Source organism: Kitasatospora sp. NPDC127067 (assembly GCF_042724755.1).
GTDB classification, from domain to species: Bacteria; Actinomycetota; Actinomycetes; order Streptomycetales; family Streptomycetaceae; genus Kitasatospora; species Kitasatospora lactacystinica.
Genome location: NZ_JBHXEM010000014.1, coordinates 42038 through 61100, shown reverse-complemented (window position 1 = coordinate 61100; position 19063 = coordinate 42038). Strand labels below are relative to the sequence as shown.

15 protein-coding genes are annotated in these 19063 nt (G+C 73.8%); 10 read left to right on the top strand and 5 right to left on the bottom strand.

Annotation, left to right across the window (positions count from 1 at the left end):
• Positions 1 to 43: 43 nt before the first annotated feature.
• Together ACFWJ4_RS08610 and ACFWJ4_RS08605 are read left to right on the top strand one after the other, a co-directional pair.
• Positions 44 to 400 (top strand): ArsR/SmtB family transcription factor, encoded by a 357-nt coding sequence (locus ACFWJ4_RS08610; protein WP_380540857.1) that lies wholly within the window; start codon positions 44 to 46, stop codon positions 398 to 400.
• Positions 401 to 535: 135 nt separating this feature from the next.
• The gene (locus ACFWJ4_RS08605) at positions 536 to 1873 is read left to right on the top strand and encodes an MFS transporter (RefSeq protein WP_380540854.1); all 1338 of its coding nucleotides are present in this window, start codon (positions 536 to 538) and stop codon (positions 1871 to 1873) included.
• 228 nt (positions 1874 to 2101) lie between these two features.
• Here the strand turns inward: ACFWJ4_RS08605 and ACFWJ4_RS08600 are convergent, their stop codons facing one another.
• Positions 2102 to 2596, bottom strand: coding sequence for a universal stress protein (locus ACFWJ4_RS08600; RefSeq protein ID WP_380540851.1), 495 nt, complete (start codon positions 2594 to 2596; stop codon positions 2102 to 2104).
• Between the two features lie 557 nt (positions 2597 to 3153).
• Here ACFWJ4_RS08600 and ACFWJ4_RS08595 point away from each other — a divergent pair.
• Positions 3154 to 4512, top strand: coding sequence for a PP2C family protein-serine/threonine phosphatase (locus tag ACFWJ4_RS08595; protein WP_380540848.1), 1359 nt, complete (start codon positions 3154 to 3156; stop codon positions 4510 to 4512).
• A gap of 26 nt (positions 4513 to 4538) precedes the next feature.
• On the opposite strand, the gene ACFWJ4_RS08590 is transcribed toward ACFWJ4_RS08595, so the two are convergent.
• On the bottom strand, positions 4539 to 6020 hold the full coding sequence (locus ACFWJ4_RS08590) for an alpha/beta hydrolase (RefSeq protein ID WP_380540845.1): 1482 nt from the start codon (positions 6018 to 6020) through the stop codon (positions 4539 to 4541).
• A 391-nt stretch (positions 6021 to 6411) separates the two neighbouring features.
• Here ACFWJ4_RS08590 and ACFWJ4_RS08585 point away from each other — a divergent pair, with 391 nt between their 5' ends.
• From ACFWJ4_RS08585 to ACFWJ4_RS08565, 5 genes are all read left to right on the top strand, one after another.
• A complete protein-coding gene (locus ACFWJ4_RS08585; protein ID WP_380540842.1) occupies positions 6412 to 7530 on the top strand; it encodes a hypothetical protein in 1119 nt (372 codons plus the stop codon).
• A gap of 350 nt (positions 7531 to 7880) precedes the next feature.
• On the top strand, positions 7881 to 8441 hold the full coding sequence (locus tag ACFWJ4_RS08580) for a hypothetical protein (protein WP_380540839.1): 561 nt from the start codon (positions 7881 to 7883) through the stop codon (positions 8439 to 8441).
• 934 nt (positions 8442 to 9375) lie between these two features.
• Positions 9376 to 10197, top strand: coding sequence for an SDR family NAD(P)-dependent oxidoreductase (locus ACFWJ4_RS08575; protein ID WP_380540836.1), 822 nt, complete (start codon positions 9376 to 9378; stop codon positions 10195 to 10197).
• Positions 10198 to 10603: 406 nt separating this feature from the next.
• On the top strand, positions 10604 to 10933 hold the full coding sequence (locus ACFWJ4_RS08570) for a CU044_2847 family protein (RefSeq protein ID WP_380540833.1): 330 nt from the start codon (positions 10604 to 10606) through the stop codon (positions 10931 to 10933).
• Positions 10930 to 15435: a trypsin-like peptidase domain-containing protein gene (locus tag ACFWJ4_RS08565; protein WP_380540830.1), complete on the top strand. Its 4506-nt coding sequence runs from the start codon at positions 10930 to 10932 to the stop codon at positions 15433 to 15435. The genes ACFWJ4_RS08570 and ACFWJ4_RS08565 overlap by 4 nt, the downstream gene beginning before the upstream one ends.
• 40 nt (positions 15436 to 15475) lie before the next feature.
• Here the strand turns inward: ACFWJ4_RS08565 and ACFWJ4_RS08560 are convergent, their stop codons facing one another.
• A complete protein-coding gene (locus ACFWJ4_RS08560; RefSeq protein WP_380540827.1) occupies positions 15476 to 15775 on the bottom strand; it encodes a hypothetical protein in 300 nt (99 codons plus the stop codon).
• Positions 15776 to 16071: 296 nt separating this feature from the next.
• On the opposite strand from ACFWJ4_RS08560, the gene ACFWJ4_RS08555 reads away from it, so the two are divergent.
• Positions 16072 to 17253: an RICIN domain-containing protein gene (locus ACFWJ4_RS08555; protein ID WP_380540824.1), complete on the top strand. Its 1182-nt coding sequence runs from the start codon at positions 16072 to 16074 to the stop codon at positions 17251 to 17253.
• Between the two features lie 140 nt (positions 17254 to 17393).
• On the opposite strand, the gene ACFWJ4_RS08550 is transcribed toward ACFWJ4_RS08555, so the two are convergent.
• Both ACFWJ4_RS08550 and ACFWJ4_RS08545 read right to left on the bottom strand, forming a co-directional pair.
• Positions 17394 to 17621: a response regulator transcription factor gene (locus ACFWJ4_RS08550; RefSeq protein ID WP_380540821.1), complete on the bottom strand. Its 228-nt coding sequence runs from the start codon at positions 17619 to 17621 to the stop codon at positions 17394 to 17396.
• Positions 17622 to 17678: 57 nt separating this feature from the next.
• The gene (locus ACFWJ4_RS08545; protein WP_380540818.1) at positions 17679 to 17849 is read right to left on the bottom strand and encodes a hypothetical protein; all 171 of its coding nucleotides are present in this window, start codon (positions 17847 to 17849) and stop codon (positions 17679 to 17681) included.
• A 133-nt stretch (positions 17850 to 17982) separates the two neighbouring features.
• Here ACFWJ4_RS08545 and ACFWJ4_RS08540 point away from each other — a divergent pair, with 133 nt between their 5' ends.
• Positions 17983 to 19008 carry a LuxR C-terminal-related transcriptional regulator gene (locus ACFWJ4_RS08540; protein WP_380540815.1) on the top strand — a complete coding sequence of 342 codons (1026 nt, stop codon included), beginning with the start codon at positions 17983 to 17985 and terminating at the stop codon, positions 19006 to 19008.
• Positions 19009 to 19063: the final 55 nt, after the last annotated feature.

Sequence of the window (19063 nt, the reverse complement as noted above, 5' to 3'; positions counted from 1 at the left end):
GCGGCGCTTCGGCAGGCCGGGCCCGGGGCCCTACGATGGCGCCATGAGCGGGAGCCTTCGGATATCAGGTGCACACCATGCGCAGGAGCATCGGGACGACGAGCGGCTGGAGGCCGCGGCCGGCATCCTGGCGCTGCTCGCGGACCGCACCCGGCTCGCCCTGCTCCAGCGGCTGAGCGCCGGTGAGGCCGACGTGACCACGCTGACCGAGGCGACCGGGGCCCCCCGGACGTCGGTCAGCCAGCACCTCGGCAAGCTCCGGCTGGCCGGCCTGGTCACGACCCGCAAGGACGGCAGGCGCGTCGTCTACGCGCTGCGCCACGGCCACCTGCGCCGGCTGGTCGACGAGGCGCTGAGCGTCGCCGACCACCAGATCGGCGAGCTCCCCCCGCACGACTGACCCGTACCTTCCGGCTCCGCGGCCCGTGCCCTCCTGGGTACGGGCCGCCTTTTCGTCAACATGTGCACATGCGTGCACATGTTGACCTATCCTGGTCGTGTCGTCCTGCCGCGCCCAGTCCGAGCGGGGTCCTCCATGCTGTCCGTGCTGCGCAACCGCACCTATCTGCACCTGTTCGCCGCCCAGATCGTCGCCCTGGTGGGCACCGGCCTCGCCACCGTCGCGCTCGGCCTCCTCGCGTACGACCTCGCCGGAGCGGACGCCGGATCGGTGCTCGGCACCGCACTGGCGATCAAGATGCTCGCGTACGTCGGCATCGCCCCGGTGGTCACCGCGCTGGCCCACCGCATCCCGCGCCGACGCCTGATGGCCGCCTCCGACCTCACCCGGGCCGGCGTCGCCCTCACCCTGCCCTTCGTCACCGAGGTGTGGCAGGTCTACGTCCTGATCTTCGTACTGCAATCCGCCTCGGCGGCCTTCGCCCCGGCCTTCCAGTCGGTGATCCCCGAGGTGCTGCCGGAGGAACGCGCGTACACCCGCGCCCTGTCGCTGTCCCGGCTCGCCTACGACACCGAGAGCCTGGTCAGCCCGGTGCTCGCGGCCGCCCTGCTCGCGCTGATCAGCTACAACTGGCTGTTCTGGGGCACCGCCGCCGGGTTCCTCGCCTCCGCCGTCCTGGTGGTCTCCGCCGCCCTGCCGAAGCGGGTCCGGCCGGAGTCGGTCGGGCGGGGCGGCCCGGAGCCGACCCGGGCGGAGCCGGTCCGGCCGAAGCGGGACCGTGCGCGGCCCGGTGGGGGCGTCCTCGCCCGGTCCGTCCGCGGCACCCGGCTCTTCCTCGCCGTGCCCCGGCTGCGCGCGATGCTCGCCCTGGACCTCGCGGCGGCCGCCGCCAGTGCGATGGTGATCGTCAACACCGTCGTCTACGTCCGCGGCCCGCTCGGCCGCCCCGCCACCGACGTCCCGATCGCGCTCGGCGCCTACGGGGCCGGGTCGATGGTCGTGGCACTGCTGCTGCCCCGGGTGCTGGACCGGCTGCCGGACCGGACCGTCATGCTCCCGGCGGCCTTCGGCATCGTCGGCCTCTTCGCCCTGCTCGCCGCGCTGACCGCCGCCGGGCCGGGCGCCTGGCGCTGGCCCGTCCTGCTCGCCGTCTGGGTGGCGTTCGGCGCGGTCGGCTCGCTGATCCTCACCCCCACCGGCCGGGTCCTGCGCGACTCGGTGGCCGTCGAGGAGCTTCCCGCCGTCTTCGCCGCCCAGTTCTCCCTCTCCCACGGCTGCTGGCTGCTCACCTACCCCCTGGCCGGCTGGCTCGGCGCCACCCTGGGCCTCACCGCGGCCTCCGTCGCCCTCGGCGCCGTGGCCCTCGCCTCCGGTGTACTCGCCGCCCGCGCCTGGCGCGCGGTGCCCGGGACGACGGGCCCGGCCGCGGTGGCGGCGAGCGGGAAACGCGGCGGCGCCACCGTCCCCGGCTGACCGGACGGACACCTGGTGTGCCGGCCCCGACCCGCGTGTCCTGGAAGGCGGGCAGCGCCTCGCCGTCCGGTGTGACGGCCGTGGGCGGGAGCGATCTCGTGGCGGGGCGGTCGCACCGGGTGCTCCGCGACCCGGCGAACGCCACCCCGCGCACGGTGAACACCGGGACGCCGGCCTTCCCCGGCGCACCTGTCTGCGGGCCCTCGACGGGACGCCGGGCGCAGGGGATCACCCGGGTGCGGCTCCGGGCTCGGGCGGTACGACGACGACGGGGAGGCGGGCGTGGTGGACGATCTCGGTGCTGGTCGAGCCGAGGGCGAGCCGGCCCCAGCGGCCGGCACCGCGGGTGCCCACCACCAGCAGGCCGGCGTCCCGGCTCTCCTCCAGCAGGACCTGAGCCGGGCGGCCGTGCTCGCAGCGCACCTCGACCTCGACATACGGTTCGCCGACCTGCTGTCGCAGCTCCTCGACCAGGTCCGTCACCTCCCGGGCGACGGCGTCGTGCAGATGCGGCTCCGGATCGCCGCTCGGGCGGAACCAGCCCGTCATGGCCCGGTCCGGCGGATCGGCGTGCCGGCCGCCGAAGGCGCAGACGGCCCGTACGCCGACTCTCCGCAGCTGTGCCTCGCGAAGGGCGAAGAGCACGGCCCTGCGGGCGGGCTCCGAGCCGTCCGTACCGACGACGATCGGCCCGGCGGGACTTGGCGCGGGTGAGCTGTTCACGGGGACCTCCAGGAGGTGAGGCCTGGCAGCGGACCGACAGGCTCGGCGGATCCGGGGAGGCGCGGAGACCGGCGCGTCCACTGCTTTCATGATCCTCCGGCAACGGCGCGGCGGCATGTCCGTACTCCTCCGTCGGCCGGCCCGAGCGGGGCCGCGCTGCGCTGCGCGCCGACCGCCCGCGGCGTGATCTCCCCGGGCGGCGAACAGCTGCCGGACGGTTGCGCGGTCGCTCGGCCGGGACACCTGACGTCCGGCCGGCGGGCTCCCTGCTCCGGCCCCGGGGCGGGGAGCCCGCCGTGTGCGGTCGCGCAGCGTGGTCGGTGATCGGCGACCGACCTCCGGCTCCGCGAGAGGGAGGGCGCGAAGGGGGCGTCCAGGTATCTTGGCGTGAAGGTCTTTTGACGATACGTCAGGCGATCGACCATCGTGCCGCCGGTGCCCCGCGTCCGACGGCTGGGGCTGGCTCGTGCGATCGAACCCCCCCCGTGCCGGGCGCGTGCTCCCGGCCGGGCGGAGGTGGCGTGGGTAGCGTTGGCGGTCATGAACGAGGCGATGTCATGAGCCCCGCGGGGGAGCCCGCCGGGCCACCGGCCGAGGGGGACCTGCCGGGGCCGGGGCCCGATCCGGACGAACAGGTGGAGGGCGCCGCGGCGCAGCTGCGCGCCCTGGCGAGGTCGACGGCCCGGCTGCAGGGGCTGCTGTCGGCGGTCCTGGCCATCGGCGGCGACCTGGACCTGCCCGCGGTGCTGCACCGCATCGTCACCACGGCCATGGACCTGGCCGGTGCCCGCTACGGCGCGCTCGGCGTCCTCGCCCCCTCCGGCGACCACCTGGAGCAGTTCGTCACCGCCGGCCTGACCGAGGAGGAACGTGCGGCCCTCGCCGGAACCGGGTTCCCGCACGGGCGCGGGGTGCTGGGCCACCTGATCCGCCACCCCGAGCCGCTGCGCGTGGACGACATCCCCTCCCACCCGGCCTCCGTCGGCTTCCCCCCGGGCCACCCGCCGATGCGCACCCTGCTGGGCGTGGCGGTCACCGTCCGCGGCGAGATCTACGGCGACCTCTACCTCTCCGAGCGGGTCGACGGCCGGCCGTTCGACCAGGACGACGAGGAGATCGTGCGCGCCCTCGCGGGCGCGGCCGGCATCGCCATCGACAACGCCCGCCTGTTCGGCCACCTGCGCGACAGCGCGGAGCAGTTCCAGCGGCTGCTGCTGCCCACGCTGCCGGACCTGCGCCCGTTCTCCGGGGCCGCGGTCTACCGCACCGCCGCCGAACCGGCCGGAATCGGCGGCGACTGGTACGACGCCGCCGTCCTGCCCGACCAGGCCTGCGCCGCCGTCATCGGCGACGTCGTCGGGCACGACCTGTACGCCGCCGCCGCCATGGCCCAGGCCCGCAACATGCTGCGCGCCCTGCTGTACGACCGGGGGAGCCCTCCCAGCTCGGTGCTGACCCGGCTCGACCTCACCGTGCGCGCCATCACCGACCTGCCCGTCACCACCGCGTGCCTGGCCCGGATCGAACCCGCCGCCGACGGCTGGACCGTCCACTGGAGCACCGCCGGCCACCCGCCGCCCCTCGTCCTCACCCCCGACGGCCGAGCCCGGTACCTGGAAGGCGAACCCGGCATCCCGCTGGGCATCGACCCCGAGCTCCACCGCCCCGACCACTCCGAGCCGCTGCCCGCGGGAAGCACCGTCGTCCTGTTCACCGACGGCCTCGTCGAACACCCCGACCATCCCATCAACCGCGGCCTGGACGCCCTCGCCGAGCTCGCCGCCGCCCACGCGGGCGACCCCCTGGACGACCTCGTCCGCTTCCTCGCCGACCACCACCCCAGCGACGGCCACGACGACATGGCCGTCCTCGCCATCCGCACCCCCGCCGAGGAGCGGACCGACCGGCGGCCGTAGGCCCGCCCCGGGGGTGACGCCTCCCGCTACTTCAGCAGGAAGTCGTACACCGCCTGTCGGCCGGCCGGGTTCGCCGCCCGGTTCTGCACCGAGTGCGCCGCGCCCGGGACGATCACGATCTGCGGATGGTGCGCGAACTCGGCCTGTTGGAAGAGCAGTTCATAAGGCGTGGCCAGGTCCCGGTCGCCGCCGAGCAGCAGCACCGGCACGTCGGGCAGCTTGCTGTGCGCCGGCGGGATCGGCGGGACGGGCTCGCGCGGCCAGTCCAGGCAGACCAGGAGGCTGCCGAGCCCGGTCGCGGTCGCCGGGTCGAACGGCCAGGTCTGCTCGGTGGTCAGCCGCTGCCGGGTGCGCTCCAGCGCGGCCGCCCGGCCCTCGACCGGGGTGTCGGTGGTGCCCCACGGGAACCGCGAGTCGGCGCACAGGGTGGCGGAGTGCAGCCCCTGGCTGAGCTCTTCGGCCGGGGCGGCGTCGACCTCCCGGTGGACGAGTTCGAAGAAGTCCTGGAGCTTCGCGGGCTGCCCGGCGGCGGCCTCGTGCAGGATTTCCGGGACCCCGCCGTAGTCCGGGTCGATGAACTCGTAGCCGGTGAGCGCACTCAGGATCTGCGCTCCGTTGCCGTACCGCCGAACGGTGGCGGCGAGGTCGGCGGCCGGGTCGGTGGTGCAGCCGGTGGCCCGGCAGGCGGCCCGCAGGATCCGGGCGCTCGCGGGCGGCGCGGCCAGGTCGAGGGGGTCGAAACCCTGTGGCGGCGCCACCGAGTCGAGCACCAGCCGGGCCACGTGCGCCGGGTGGGCGAGCGCGTACCGCTTCGCGACGATGGTGCCGTAGGAGACGCCGTCCAGGGTGAGGCGCCGGTCGCCGAGGGCGCGGCGCAGCAGGTCGATGTCGGCGACGGTGTCGGCGGTGCTGTAGTGGCGGGCTTCGGTACCGAGGGCGGCGGCGCAGTCGGCGACGGACTGCTTGCGCGGCAGGGCGAGGTCGGAGGAGCCCATGTCCTCCTGGAGGCCCGGGCATTGGAGCGCGTTCCGGCTGGTGCCGCGCTGGTCGTACATGACCAGGCGGTAGTCCTTGAGGACGGGCTCCAGCTTGCCCGCGATCCGCTTCATCAGCGGAACGCCGGGCTGGCCGGGACCGCCGGTGAGGAACAGCAGGTCGCCCTTGGGGGCCTTGGTGTTGCCGGTGACGGCGACCGCGAGGTCGAGGTTGCCGGGGGTGGCGCCGCTGTGGTCGAGCGGGACGGTGAGGGTCCCGCAGGTGAACTTGGGCGCGTCCGGGCAGGGTGCCTGCCCGGTGACCCCGCCGCCGGCCAGGGCTTCGCCGTCGGCCGAGGCTTCGGCTAATGCTCCGGCCCCGGCCCCGGCCCCGGCCCCGGCCCCGGCCCCGGCCCCGGCCCCGGCCAAGGCTCCGGCTCCGGTGGAGGCGAGAGCGGGGGTCGCCAGGGTGGTGCCGGCGACCACCGCGAAGGCGCCCGCCAGGGCGGCGATGCGGCCGCGTGTGCTCGTCATGTGTCGTCCTTCCGCTCGCACCGCGTCCGTACGGACACGGTCACGGAAGCAGCCTGCGCCCGGGGCGCGTCGATGGCGAGCGTTCGGGCGGGATCCGATTGGGAACGAACCGTCAGGACCCGGACGGCCCCGGAAGGCCCCGGAAGGCGGAGCGGCGCCCGCGTACGGGTGTTGCTCCCGTCTCGGGCAGGGCGATGCCGACGAGGTCCAGCGCCCCGCCGAGCATCGGCGCACTGTCGTCACTCAGTGTGATCAGCGTTTGGCGGACGTCGCGAGGCGGGGTGCGGCGGCTTGCGCCTAGCGTGGCGTTCCGGGGGCGATCCGAGTACTTCCGCGGGTCGGGCCGTCCGGGAACCGGAGGTCCGGTCCGCCCTCCAGAAGGCATGTGCACATGAAGCTTCGGGCATGTTCGAACGCGCTGGCGACCACCGCGCTGACCCTCGGTCTGGCCGCTGCCGCGTCCCCGGCCGGCGCGGCGGACCCGCCGCCGTTCCTGGACCGGCTGCACACCGTGTCCGCCGTCGCGTCCACTGTCCCCGAGAACGGCGACGTCAACCCGTACGGCACGTTCACCATCCAGGAGAGCGTCGGTGACCTGCACCGGGGCAACGTCCTGATCAGCAACTTCAACAACTCGGCCAACCTCCAGGGCACCGGCACCACCCTGGTCCAGGTGACCCCGGGCGGCAGCAGGACGACGTTCGCCACGATCGACCCGAACAACCTGCCCGGCCCCTGCCCCGGCGGGGTCGGCCTCACCACGGCGCTGACCGTCCTGCCCGGCGGCTGGGTCGTGGTCGGCAGCCTGCCCACCGCGGACGGCACGTCCGACACCGCCCAGGCCGGCTGCCTGCTGGTGCTCGACCGGCACGGAGTCGTCCGGGAGACCATCGCGGGTGACGGCATCAACGGTCCGTGGGACATGACCGCCGTCAGCACCGGCAAACGCAGCGAGCTGTTCGTCACCAACGTGCTCAACGGGACGGTCGCCGGCGGCGGCGCGGAGGTCGACCGGGGCACCGTCCTGCGGATCACCCTGTGCACCGAGGACGACCAGCCGCCGCAGCGGGTGGCCACCACCGAGATCGGTTCCGGGTTCCCCGAGCGGACGGACCCGGCGGCCCTGGTGGTCGGCCCGACCGGGGTCGGACTCGGCCATGACGGCACGCTGTTCGTCGCCGACGCGGTGCTGAGCCGGATCACCGCGATCCCGCACGCGGTCGCCCGCACGGACAGCGCGGGCATCGGCCGGGTCGTCACCGAGGGCGGCGGCCTCAACGCCCCGCTGGGGCTGGCGATCGCACCCCGGGGTGACATCCTCACGGTCAACGGCGGGGACGGCAACATCGTCGAGACGACTCCCGAGGGGCGGCAGGTGGCGAGCAAGCAGATCAACAACGAGGGCACCCCGCCCGGCGCCGGCGCGCTCTTCGGTCTCGCGCTGGACCTCGACCGGGACGCCGTCTACTTCGTCAACGACGCGGACAACGCCCTCGACGTCCTTCACTGAGCGCGGGAACCAGGAGGAGCGGTGCACCGGCGGTGGTCGCGGCCCGCCGGTGGCGGGTGGATCGGGCGCCTCCCCGGATCGCGCGCCTCCTGGGAACCGGCGTCTCCGTCGGTATTGTGCGGTTCCGGAAAACCGCAGACGAATACCGGAGGGGACTGCTGTGTGTGATGAAGTAAAACGTCGTATCTTCTCAATGTTTGATTCGGATAACGATCAGATCGTTTCCCGGTCGGAATATCTCTCGCGGGTGGACCGGTTGGCCACGGCCCTGGCTCCCGTGCGCGGCGCCGAAGCCGTGGCCCAGGAAATTCGTTGATCGAACCCGAATTCAACAGGAGAAGATCCAGCTCATGAAACCCGTACTCGTCGGCGCCGCACTGACCGCCGTGGCACTCCTCGAAGCGGCCATTCCGGCCGGCGCCGCCTCCGCCGATCCCGAGGTCGACGCCACCTGCGTGCGCACCCTCCACGGCACCTTCGACACCCCCGTCGGCCCGGGCGGCGGCAACGCGCCCCAGGCCGACACCCTGCACATGACCGGCACCGTGAAGTGCGTCGACCCGGCAGGCCGGCCCGTTGCCACCGGGACCGTCGACCACACCGTCACCCTGCCGCGCACCGAATGCACCGGCGACGAGCACGGCGACACCTCGGCCACCCGCGTCACCTGGGCGGACGGCGCCGTCTCCACGCTCGGGTTCGACCGCGTCGACGTCGTCAAGGCCTACGGGACCGCCTCGCTGGTCGCCGCCGGCAGGGTCACCTCCGACAGCGCGCGCTTCGCCGGTGACACGCTGAGCGGCGCGGGCACCAGCATCAGCACCGGGTGCGGCACCATGGCCGGCGCCCGCACCGTCGACTCCACGACGGTGATCCGCCTGTCCCACCGGCCGGGGCCGGCAACCGGCTGACGCACCGGAAGCCGGGCCGGGGTCGTCGGCGCGAGGGCCGTGAACAAGAGCTCTCCCGTCGGCGCGCGGCCGGGGAAGGCCCTGGGCGCGGTATCGCGATGTCCCAGGTCTGTCGGGAGCGGCGAACGCCGCCGTTCGCGTGCTCGAACGGGAGCGGTTGTCCCCGGGCATCGTGGCAGTGGCGCTGAGTGTGTGGTCCGTGCGTGTTCACGCGGCACCAAGCGCCGCTGGAGGCCGTGCGAGGCCGAGTACACCTACCCGTGTTGCGGCGAGGGGTGGGCCCGGGACACGTTGCGGGACGCTCTGTTCAAGCTTCCGCCGAGGGCCGCCGGCGAACTCCGGGTGCAGGTCGATCGGCTGGACACGGTGCTCCTCCGGCGAACGCACCACGAGCCGACGGCGGACGCGGAGTTGGCGTGGTGGCACCGCAGGAGCCGACCGCACCCGTGCCGCCGTGTTCCGGGACACCGGTCGCCGTGGGCACCCCGTTCGGGTGTGCGCGTCAACGATGCGTCAGCGGCGCGTCGGTGGGCGTCAGGGGTTCGTCAGGGGTTCGTCAGGGAGGGTGAACGTGCTTGCCCCGGGCCTGCGGGCGGGCTTTGATGGAGCACATGCACCGCTCGACACGCCATCACGACCGCCCGCCGCATAGTCGGCCGCGGATCGTCGCTGTCGCGGTCGCCACCGCCGTCCGGTAGGACCGAGCCGCTTCCCGCTCTCCGCCGGCCGCGGGGCACGGGTTTCGGTGTCCTCCACCGGTTTCGTGCCGATCACCGCCGCCCGTCCCTCGGCCCCGACCGGCTCCGAGGGGCGGGGGACGGGCGGCGTCCTCTCATCGCACCAAACCTCTCCCGCACCGGCGGCCCCGGGAGCGAGCGGCCTCGTGCCGCTCAACTCCCCTACCCCGCCGTTGCCTTACACCCTTGGATGGGTCATGTCCGACACTGTGCTGTCCGCCCGCACTGCCCTCGTCACCGGTGCCTCCTCCGGGATCGGTTGGGAGACCGCCCGGCTGCTCGCCGGGCACGGTGCGACCGTGCTCGTGCACGCCCGGACCGCCGCCGAGGCGGCGGACGCCGTCGAGCGGCTGGTCGCCGCGGGCGCCCGACGGGACCAACTCGTCGAGTTGGCCGCCGACTTCACCCACCTCGCCGAGGTCGCGGTGCTGGCCGGCACGGTCGTCGAGCACTACCCGGCGCTCGACCTGCTGGTGAACAACGCCGCCGCGATGGCGCCCGAGCGCTGCACCCTGACCGGCGACGGCAACGAGGTCTCGCTCCAGGTCAACTTCCTGGCCGCGCACCTGCTGGCGAGGCTGCTGCGCGCCCCGCTCTCGGCGGCCGGCGACGCCCGGATCGTCAACGTCTCCTCCTCGTTGCACCGCACCGCCTCGATGAACTGGTCGGACCCGCACCGGACGAAGAGGTACTCGCGGGTCGCCGCGTACGCGCAGTCGCAGCTGGCGCTCACCATGGCGACCGCCGGGATGGCCCCGGCCGGTTCCGGCATCACCGCCGTCAGCCTCGACCCGGGCCAGTGCGCCACCGCGCTGCTGCCGCTGTACGGGCGCACCGGCGCGCCGGCGGCGGAGGGGGCGGCGGCCGTGGTGCGGCTCTGCCTGCCGGGGACGGTCGTGGCCAACGGCGCCTACTTCGACGGCGATGCCGTCGCGCCCGTGGCGCCGGCCGCCCAGGAGGAGCGTTCGCTGAAGCGCCTGGCCAGGCTCGCCGACCAGCTGGCCGGCCGGGCCGCCTGAACCGCCGGCACCCCGCGGACCGCGAGGAGGAGCACGCCCGCAAGAAGAAGGCCAACCACGGCCGGAAGCCGGGGCCCGACTTCTGGGCCCCCGCGCCTACCGGCCGGCCGGTGGATGGTGGCATCCGCCCACCGCTGAGATCCACAAGTCTTAGCACTCATATACGAGTTGTCGCCAGTTCCGTCCGTTCCCGAGGCACTCCCCGGTGCGGGCTTGTACGGTGATTCCCCCTGCCCGGCAGGCGGGTTCCCACGGGTTCGCGTCGGCCGCGTCGGCGGGAGCGATACGGGGACAGGGACAGGGACAGGGTCACCACGCATGCATGGGGCCGGTGAGGCTCCGAGGGGGAGAGATGGCGTACCTCGTTGAACTGCCGGTCGGTCCGGGGGGCGGTATCCCGGACGTCGTGAGGATCGAGATCGAGCAGGCCTCGGAGGGCCTGGTGCAGGTGGCCCGGCCCGGCCAGGTGGTGGCCCGTGCCACACGGTCGCTGGGCGAGATGCTGGCCGGGGTGAGGCCGGTGGCGCAGGACTTCGTCGACGGCTTCCGCGGCATGGCCCACGCACCGGACGAGATCGGCATCGAGTTCGGGCTGTCGCTGTCCGCGGAGGCGGACGTGGTGATCTCCAGCACCTCGGCGCAGGCGAACTTCAAGGTCTCGCTGACCTGGAAACGGACACCGGCCGACGGGACGGACCAGGTGGTCGAACCGGCGGCGGAGGAGCCCGCGCCGTGACGGCGCCGGTCCCCGGGCCCGTGGAGGGCGTCGGGTCGAACGCGCTGGACGCCGCGGTGCTGCGGATCCACGACGCGCTGAGCAGGCCGGTCGGCGCGGGCTTCCTGGTCGCACCCGACCTGGCCGTCACCTGTGCGCACGTGGTCTCGGCGGCGCTCGCCGGGCAGGGCGTCGAGCCGGGCGTCGGGTCCTGGGTGTTCGTGGACCTGCCCCTGCTGCCGGTGCCGTCCGGGCCGGGCGGGCCGGCCGTGGCGGGGGTGATGGCGGTCGTCGAGCACTGGGTGCCGCGGACCTCGGAGCGCGGCGGGGACGTCGCGGTGCTGCGGCTGGCCGCCCCGCTGGCCGGCGCCCGCCCGGTCCGGCCCGTCGAGACCAGGGCCGAGAACGTCTGGGACCATCCCGTACGGGTGTTCGGCTTCCCGGTGGGCCGTTCGGACGGGGTCTGGCACGCGGGCGTGCTGCGGGGCCGACAGGGCGGGGGACTGCTCCAGGTCGACCTCGCCTCCAGGGGCTACCGGGTCTCCGGGGGGTTCAGCGGGAGCCCGGTGTGGGACGACCGTCTCGGCGGGGTGGTCGGCATGGTGACGATCGCCGAGGCGACCGATCCCCCGGTGAGCTACCTGACCCCCACCGACGGCCTGACGGCGGCCTGGCCCGGGCTGCGGGCCGTCGCGATGCCGCCGTCGCCGTTCCGCAGCCTGACCTCGTTCCAGGAGTCGGACGCGGCGGTCTTCCACGGCCGGCACACCGAGAGCGAGGAGGTCGCCGTCCTGACGGCGCGCGAGCGCTGGGTCACCGTCGTTGGCCCCTCCGGCTCCGGGAAGTCGTCGCTGGCCATGGCCGGGGTGGTTCCCCGGCGCCGTGCGGCGGGGGCGCTGGCGGTGACCCTGCGGCCGGACTCCGGCAGCAGTCCGCTGTCGGCGCTGGCCGCCGCGCTGCTGCCGCTGCTGGAGCCGGCGCTGTCGGCGACGCAGCGTCTTGAGCGGGCCCCCGTCCTGGCCGCCGTGCTGGCCGGGCCGCAGGGCATGGCCGACCTCGTGCCCCGGCTCCTGGAAATCCACGGCGCGAACCAACTGCTCCTGGTGCTGGACCAGTTCGAGGAGCTGTTGGTGCGCGGCCGGTCCGCCGTCGACGAACTGGCCGCAGTGCTGTTCACCGACACCCTGCCGAACACCGTCCGCGTCCTGACCACCCTGCGGGCCGACTTCCTGGAGGCGGCCCTCGCCCATCCGCTCCTCGGCCCGGTGATCGGCCGGCAGGTCTACGCACTCGGCCCGATGAGCCGCGAGCAGCTGCACCAGGTCGTCACCGCGCCGGTCGACGCCGTCGCGGGGGTGCGCTACGCGCCCAACCTGGCCGAGCGCCTGCTGGACGACACCGGAGCCGAACCGGGCGCGCTGCCGCTGCTGGGCTTCACCCTCGACCTGCTCTGGCGGCGCCAGGACGGCGGTCTGCTGACCCACCAGGCCTACGAGGCGCTCGGCGGCGTCAAGGGCGCGCTGGGTGCGTACGCCAACGACGTCCTGCGGTACAAGGTTTCGCCCGAGGAGGAGAAGGGGGCCGCCCGTCGTCTCTTCACCCAGCTCGTCCGGGTGCCGCTGGGTTCGCTGTCCGCCACCCGTCGGACGGCGCTGCGCACCGAGCTCGGCGAGGACGAGTGGCGCATCGCCCGGCGGCTCGCCGACGAGCGGCTGCTGGTCGTCGGGCGCAGCGCCGAAGGCGTGGACACGGTGGAGCTCGCGCACGAGGCGCTGATCAACGCCTGGGACAAGCTGCGCGCCTGGGTCGAGGAGGACCGCGCGTTCCTGGCCTGGAGGGAGGTCCTGCGGCACGACCGGGAGCGCTGGGAGCGCGGCGGGCGCGACCGCGATCTGCTGCCGAAGAGGATCACGCTGGCGGGCGCCGAGCCCTGGTTGCACAGCCGGGCCGGGGATCTGAGCGAGGCCGAACGGGACTACCTGGAACGCGGTCGCGTCCACCGCAGGTCGCGCCGGCGGAGGCAGGGCACGGTGGCCGCGGCGCTGTGCGTGACGCTGCTGGCCGCCGTGACCGGGGGCGTGCTCACCGTGCGGGAACGCCACGCCACCGCCCGGGAGCGGGAGGCCACCGCCCAGAAGGCCGCGGTCGTCGACTCCAAGGATCTGGCCGCCCGCGCGCAGGCCCTCGGCGGCACCGATCCCGGACTGGCCGCCCAGTTCGCGATCGCCGCCCACCGGACGTCCCCCACCCGGGAGGCCGCCGCCCAGCTGTACGACCTGAGCGGCTCGTTGCTGAACAGCGTCGTCGGCGAGGCCGGCAAGGACACCCTCGTCATGGCGACCTCCGCCCGCGCGTCCCTGGTCGCCGCGGTGAACCAGGACGGAGCGGTCCGGATCTGGGACATCGCCGACCCGGACGCGCCGGCGCTCCGCTCGACCGTCGAGGTCGGCCTGACGGGCATCGCGCTCACCCCGGACGGGTCCCACCTGGCCGCCTCGTGCGGCACCGGGGGAGGCCTGTGCCTGTGGAGCCTCGCCGACCCCGGGAAGCCCGTGATCGCGGCCCGTCTGCCCTTGGCGACCGACCCGGCGGGGGAACGGGCGGGCGTCATGTCGATGGCCACCAGCGCGGACGGCACGCTGCTGGCAGCGGCCCTGGGAAACGGCGACACCCGCCTGTGGTCGATCGCCCGGCCCACCGCCCCCACGGAGCTCGCCCGGCTGCGCAACCCGACCGGGGAGGGACCCGCGGCCCTCGCCGCCGTGGCCTTCGCACCGCGGGGAAGTCTGCTCGCCACCACCGTTCTCGGCGGCAGGACCCAGCTGTGGGACATCGCCGACCCGGTCAACCCGGCCAATCCGGCCACCCTGGAGACCGGGTACAAGTCGATCGTCTTCAGCCCCGACGGCGGCATGCTGGCCGCCGGCAGCCAGCGGGAGGTCGGTCTCTGGCGGCTGGGGGACCCGGCCCACCCCGAGGCCGTCAGAGTCTCGACGGGGGGCTCCGCGAACGTGAGCGCGGTGGCCTTCAGCCGGGACGGCCGCCAGCTCGCCTACGGCGGGACGGACGTGAAGGACCCCAAGGGCGATCTGTGCGTCGTCCCCCTGTCCGCGGACAACCTGGGCCTGGGGTCCGCGAAGTCGAGCTGCATGAAGACGGCCTCCGGCCTCTACGCCATGGCCACGACCGTGGCCGGCGGGCTGCTGACGGTGGGCGGCGACGGCGTGCTGCGCCGGTGGCGTGCACCGGTCCGGCAGATCGACGAGGCCCGGCTGCCCGGCGGCCTCCCCTCCTGGTCGTTCAGCCCGGACGGCCGCCTGATGGCCGCGGCGCAGCAGGTCACCGCGACGGCGCCGACCCCGATCACGCAGTCCGTCGGGCTCTGGGACCTCTCCGTGTCCACAGGCCCCGCCCTCGTCGCGACCCTGCCGGTCTCCGTGCGGAGCACCGCGTTCCTCCGCGCGGACGCGCTGCTGACCGTCGGATGGGAAGGCGAGGTCCGGCTCTGGAACGTGAGCGATCCGCACCACCCGGTCAAGGCCGCCTCCCTCGGCACCGCCGACTTCCCCGCCACCCCGTCGGCCGTCGGTGACGTGATCATCAGCTTCGGGGTGACCTGGGACGACGGTGGCCACCGAATCGCGGTGATCAGGGGCCGGGCACTCCACCTGTGGCGGGTCACCGACTCGCTCGACGCGACGGAGGCCGGCTCGATCCCCGCCCCCGACACCGACGGCCACGACGCCGGCCTGCTGAACCACGGCCGCACGGCCTACCTGGCGAGCAAGGCCGGTTTCGACTGGTGGGACGTCAGCGACCCGGCGAAACCGAGTCGCACCGGCTCCTCGGCGATCAAACCCCCGGAGGGCTCCTCCGGTTCCGGCGGCTCCGCCGACTCGCTGAACATGGGTTCCGCGCTCTCCCGCGACACCCCGGCCGGAACGGTCATGGCCGTCACGAGCACACCGGACATCACCTGCAAGTGCTCGGCCCTGGAACTGTTCCACTTCACCGCCGGCGGCGAGCCGACGTCGAGGGTCACCGTGCCCGGTGCCTTCAACGACGTCCTGGGCCTCAGCGGTGACGGCCGGCTGCTCGCCGCCGGCGCCAACAACGGAAGCGCCGTCTCCCTCTGGGACATCGGCGATCCGGGGCATCCCCGTCCCGAGACGACCATTCAGACGGTGCAGGGTGTCAAGGGCGTCGAATTCGCCCAGAACGGCGCGCTCATGGCCATCTGGAACAGCAGCACCCTGGAACTCTGGGACGTCCGCACCCCCACCACCCCCGTTCTCGTGGCCTCCGTCGCCAATCCGAGCGGCGACACGATCCGCGCGGTCGCGCTCGTGGCGACCGGGCCCACCCTCCTCGTCGCCTCCAACAGGACCGTCTCGCTGCTCGACACCGATCCCGCCAGGCTCGCCGACCGCCTGTGCTCCTACAGCAGGGGCTCCGTCAGCCCCGCCCAATGGCGCCTGTACGCGCCCGACATCGCCTACCGGAACCCGTGCCCGAGCCACTGACAGGGCTGCGGCCGTCCTCGGCCGCAGCCGCCGAAAACCCTCAGGCTCCGTGCTCCCGGGCGGACGCGATGGCCGCCCGTACCGTTTCCAGCAGGGCTTCCAGGCCCTGCGCCCGCTGCCACTCCTCGGCCGACAGGTGCCAGGTGTGCTGCGTCGCCCGGGCCTCGGGCGGACCGGCTACGATCTCGACGGTCCACCTCCCCTTCCGGTCGGGGCCCGTGACCCGCAGGTCCATGTTCCGGATGTGGAACCGCTTCGGGTAGCCGCCGAAGACCTCCAGGATCCGGCCGTCGAACGTGTAGAACTCTCTGCCTGCCCTGGCCGTGATCTCGTCGGTCATGGGGCGACGCTACACGCGGGACCCGCGGCTGTCAGGCCTCCGTCCGGCGGCAGTTCCGTCACCGTTCCGGCCGCGGGGCGTGTCACGTGATCCAGGTACCGCCGCTCCGGCACCGGATCTTCGTGACTGTCCGTCACCATCGCGGCTCGGCAGGATCTACCTCACCGAACGGAACGCCGGCAGGAAGGCGGACCGGACAGGTGGCGGCGGTGATGCCCCCCTGGCCGCCCGCACCCGTACCGCGTTGTGCCGGTCCGTCTGACGCTTCCTCCGAACTCGTCCGAAAGCAGCCCATCATGAGCGCCGTTAGCGCCCGCCTGAAGAAGTCCGCCACCGCCACCGCCCTGGCCGCCAGCCTCCTCGCCGGGGCCGGTACGGCTCTGGTCGCGGCCCCGACCCCGGCCGTCGCGGCCGACTGCGCCGGCAAGGACGGCGTCGGGGGTGGCAACTGCACCAGCGCCCTGATCGGCGCCGTCTCCGACACCGTCAAGTTCGTCCTCGGTGCGGCCAAGCAGGCGAAGATGGAGAACGCCCAGTTCACCCAGGCCCTGGTCTCGAAGCTGAGCAGTGCCGCGCCCGGCTACAACGTCCTCGTCTTCAAGTACGACGGGACGGACGCCTTCGACACCAAGTGGTTCAAGAACGACTACTCGGCGAGCATGCGGGGGGTGATGTTCGAGGACGACGTCAGGCTGGAGCACCACGACAAGGAGGGCGGGCCGCAGGGCTACGACGACTTCAAGGTCTGGGTCTTCGCGGGCGAATCGAACTTCGTCAACTACGGTGACGGCGGCTTCATGAACTGGGCCTTCATCGGCCATGACTCGGACACCAGCGGCCACGGCGGACGGCACATCCACTTCCCGGCCCGGGTGGTGCCGGCGTCCTCCAGCGGTTCCACCCCTCCGCCCGGAACCCCCTCGACGCCCCAGGTGCCGATCGGCGGCCAGGTCATCACCGTCCCCGCGGTCCCCATCAGCAGCCCGGAGACCCCCGGCATCCCCGCGCACGAGACCGGCGACACCGGGAGCAGCATCCCCGGCGGCCACATCCGGATGGGGTTCGGTGTCGCCGACTCGGGCGCCGCCCAGCTGGGCGGCACGCTGCACCCGAGCGTCAGGAACGGCCGGGCACCCGCCGCCAACGGTTCCGCGAGCGGTACCCCGGTCACCGCCGCCACCAGCACCGCCGCCAAGTCCACCGGCTGGGTCTTCACCCAGGACGCCGGCGGGCTCTACAGGATCACCAACGCCGTCACCGGCCTGGCCCTCACCGAGAACACCAAGAGCTACCTGGCCGAGGCGCGCCCCTGGACGGGCTCCGCCGCCCAGAAGTGGGAGGTCTTCGCGTTCGGCGACGGCGAGTACCAGATCCGCGTCAGCACCGACGACTGCCTCACCTACGACGAGGACAACAAGGCCCTCGGGGTCTGGACCTGCACCAACGACTGGAACCAGCGCTGGACGATCAAGCCCTGACCGTCCCTCGCCCGACCCCGCCCCCTCGCCCGACCCCGCCCCCTCGCCCGACCCCGCCCCTGCCTCCGCCCCTGCCGGGACCCGCCGGCGGGGGCGGGCCCGTGTCCGGCCCGACATCGCGCACGCGCCCCGGGGCCGCGTCACGAGGCGGGGAGGCCGTGGCCGTGGGTGAAGGCGAACAGGGCCAGCTGCATGCGGGTGGTGGCGCCGGTCTTGCTGCGGATCCGTCGGAGGTAGGTGTCGACGGTGTGCGGGCTGAGCTGGAGGCGGCGCGCGATGGTGTCGTAGGTGGCTCCTCGGGCCAGCAGTTCCAGCACCTCCACCTCCCGGCGGCTCAGGGTGGGGGTGGCGGTGGCGGGTCGGGACATCGGGGCACTCTCCTGGCTGGGGGGACGTCGAACGGGAGCGGTGGTCACGGCGACCGTTCAGTAGACGGGCAGGCAGGAGGGGGTCGCGCACGAGCCGCCCCACGAGGTGTCGTCCGCGTGCACCTTGCCGGCCGCCGTCGCGCGGTTCTGCGGGACGGCGAGCGCGGCGGGGGCGCTGATCCCGAGAAGTGCCGCGAGCAGTACGGCGGCGGTGATGAAACGCTTCATGGAGTCCTCCTGGAGGGAACGTCAACGGTCCGCCGAGCGGGTCCCGGCCTGTGATCTAGCATGTCGGCGAGATGATCACGCGCCTACGGGCCGACCACCTCACCAAGCTGGGTGGCAGCAAAGTGACTGGGGGATGTACATGGACGTTTCCGGCGATCCGGACGATCGGGCGGGCGGAACGGAACCCGATCAGGTCGACGTGGCGGTCTACTCCTGGGTACTGGAACACCACCGGCTCGAACCCGCCGCCATCGCCGCAGACTTGGGACTGGACCCGGACCGGGCCGCCGCCTCGGTGCGCCGGCTGAGCGCCCTGCGCCTGGTGTACCCGGACCCGCAGGACCCGGCGGCGGGCTACGCCGTCGCACCGGAGGCCGCGATGGCCCGGCTCGCCGCCCCCGTCGAGGCCCGGATCCGCCGCGAGCAGGAGGAGCTGGCCAGGGGACAGGCCCGACTCGTCGGCTTCTTCCCCCACTACCAGCGGGGCGGACGGACGGCCGGCGCCGGTGAGGGGATCGAGGTCATCAGCAGCCTGCAGGAGGTACGGGCGGCACTCGACCGGGCCTCGGACAGCTGCCGGAGCGAGGTGCTGGCCAGCCAGCCCGGTGGCGGAAGCCGCGTGCCGGAAGCCATGGAGGAAGCACTCGGCCGGGACCGCGCGCTGCTCGCCCGCGGGGTGCGGATGCGCACGCTCTACCACCACACCGCACGCTTCAACGGCCCCAGCCAGGCGTACGTGGAAGCGGCCTCGCCGCTCGGCGGCGAGTACCGCACCGTCCACGAGCTGTTCGGCCGCATCATCGTCTTCGACCGCGAACTCGCCTTCATCCCCGCGAGCGACGGCTCCTGGGGCGCGGTGGCGGTCCGTCAGGAGTCACTGGTCGCCTATCTGTGCGAGATCTTCGAACAGTCCTGGTCGTGTGCCAGGCCGTTCTCCGCCGCCACCGAGGACGGCCTGGAGCAGGTCTCCCAGGAGATCGACCGGACCATCCTGCGGCTGCTCGCCGCCGGGCTCAAGGACGAGACGATCGCCCGCCGCCTCGGGATGTCCCTGCGCACCGCGCGGCGTCACATCGCCGACATCATGGGGCAGTTGGACGCCGAGAGTCGGTTCCAGGCGGGTGTGGCCGCCGCCCGTACCGGGCTGCTGGGCGAGTAGCGGCACCCCGGGAGGCAGGGGTACGGGGGTGGCCGGGTCACTCGGGCGGCAGGGT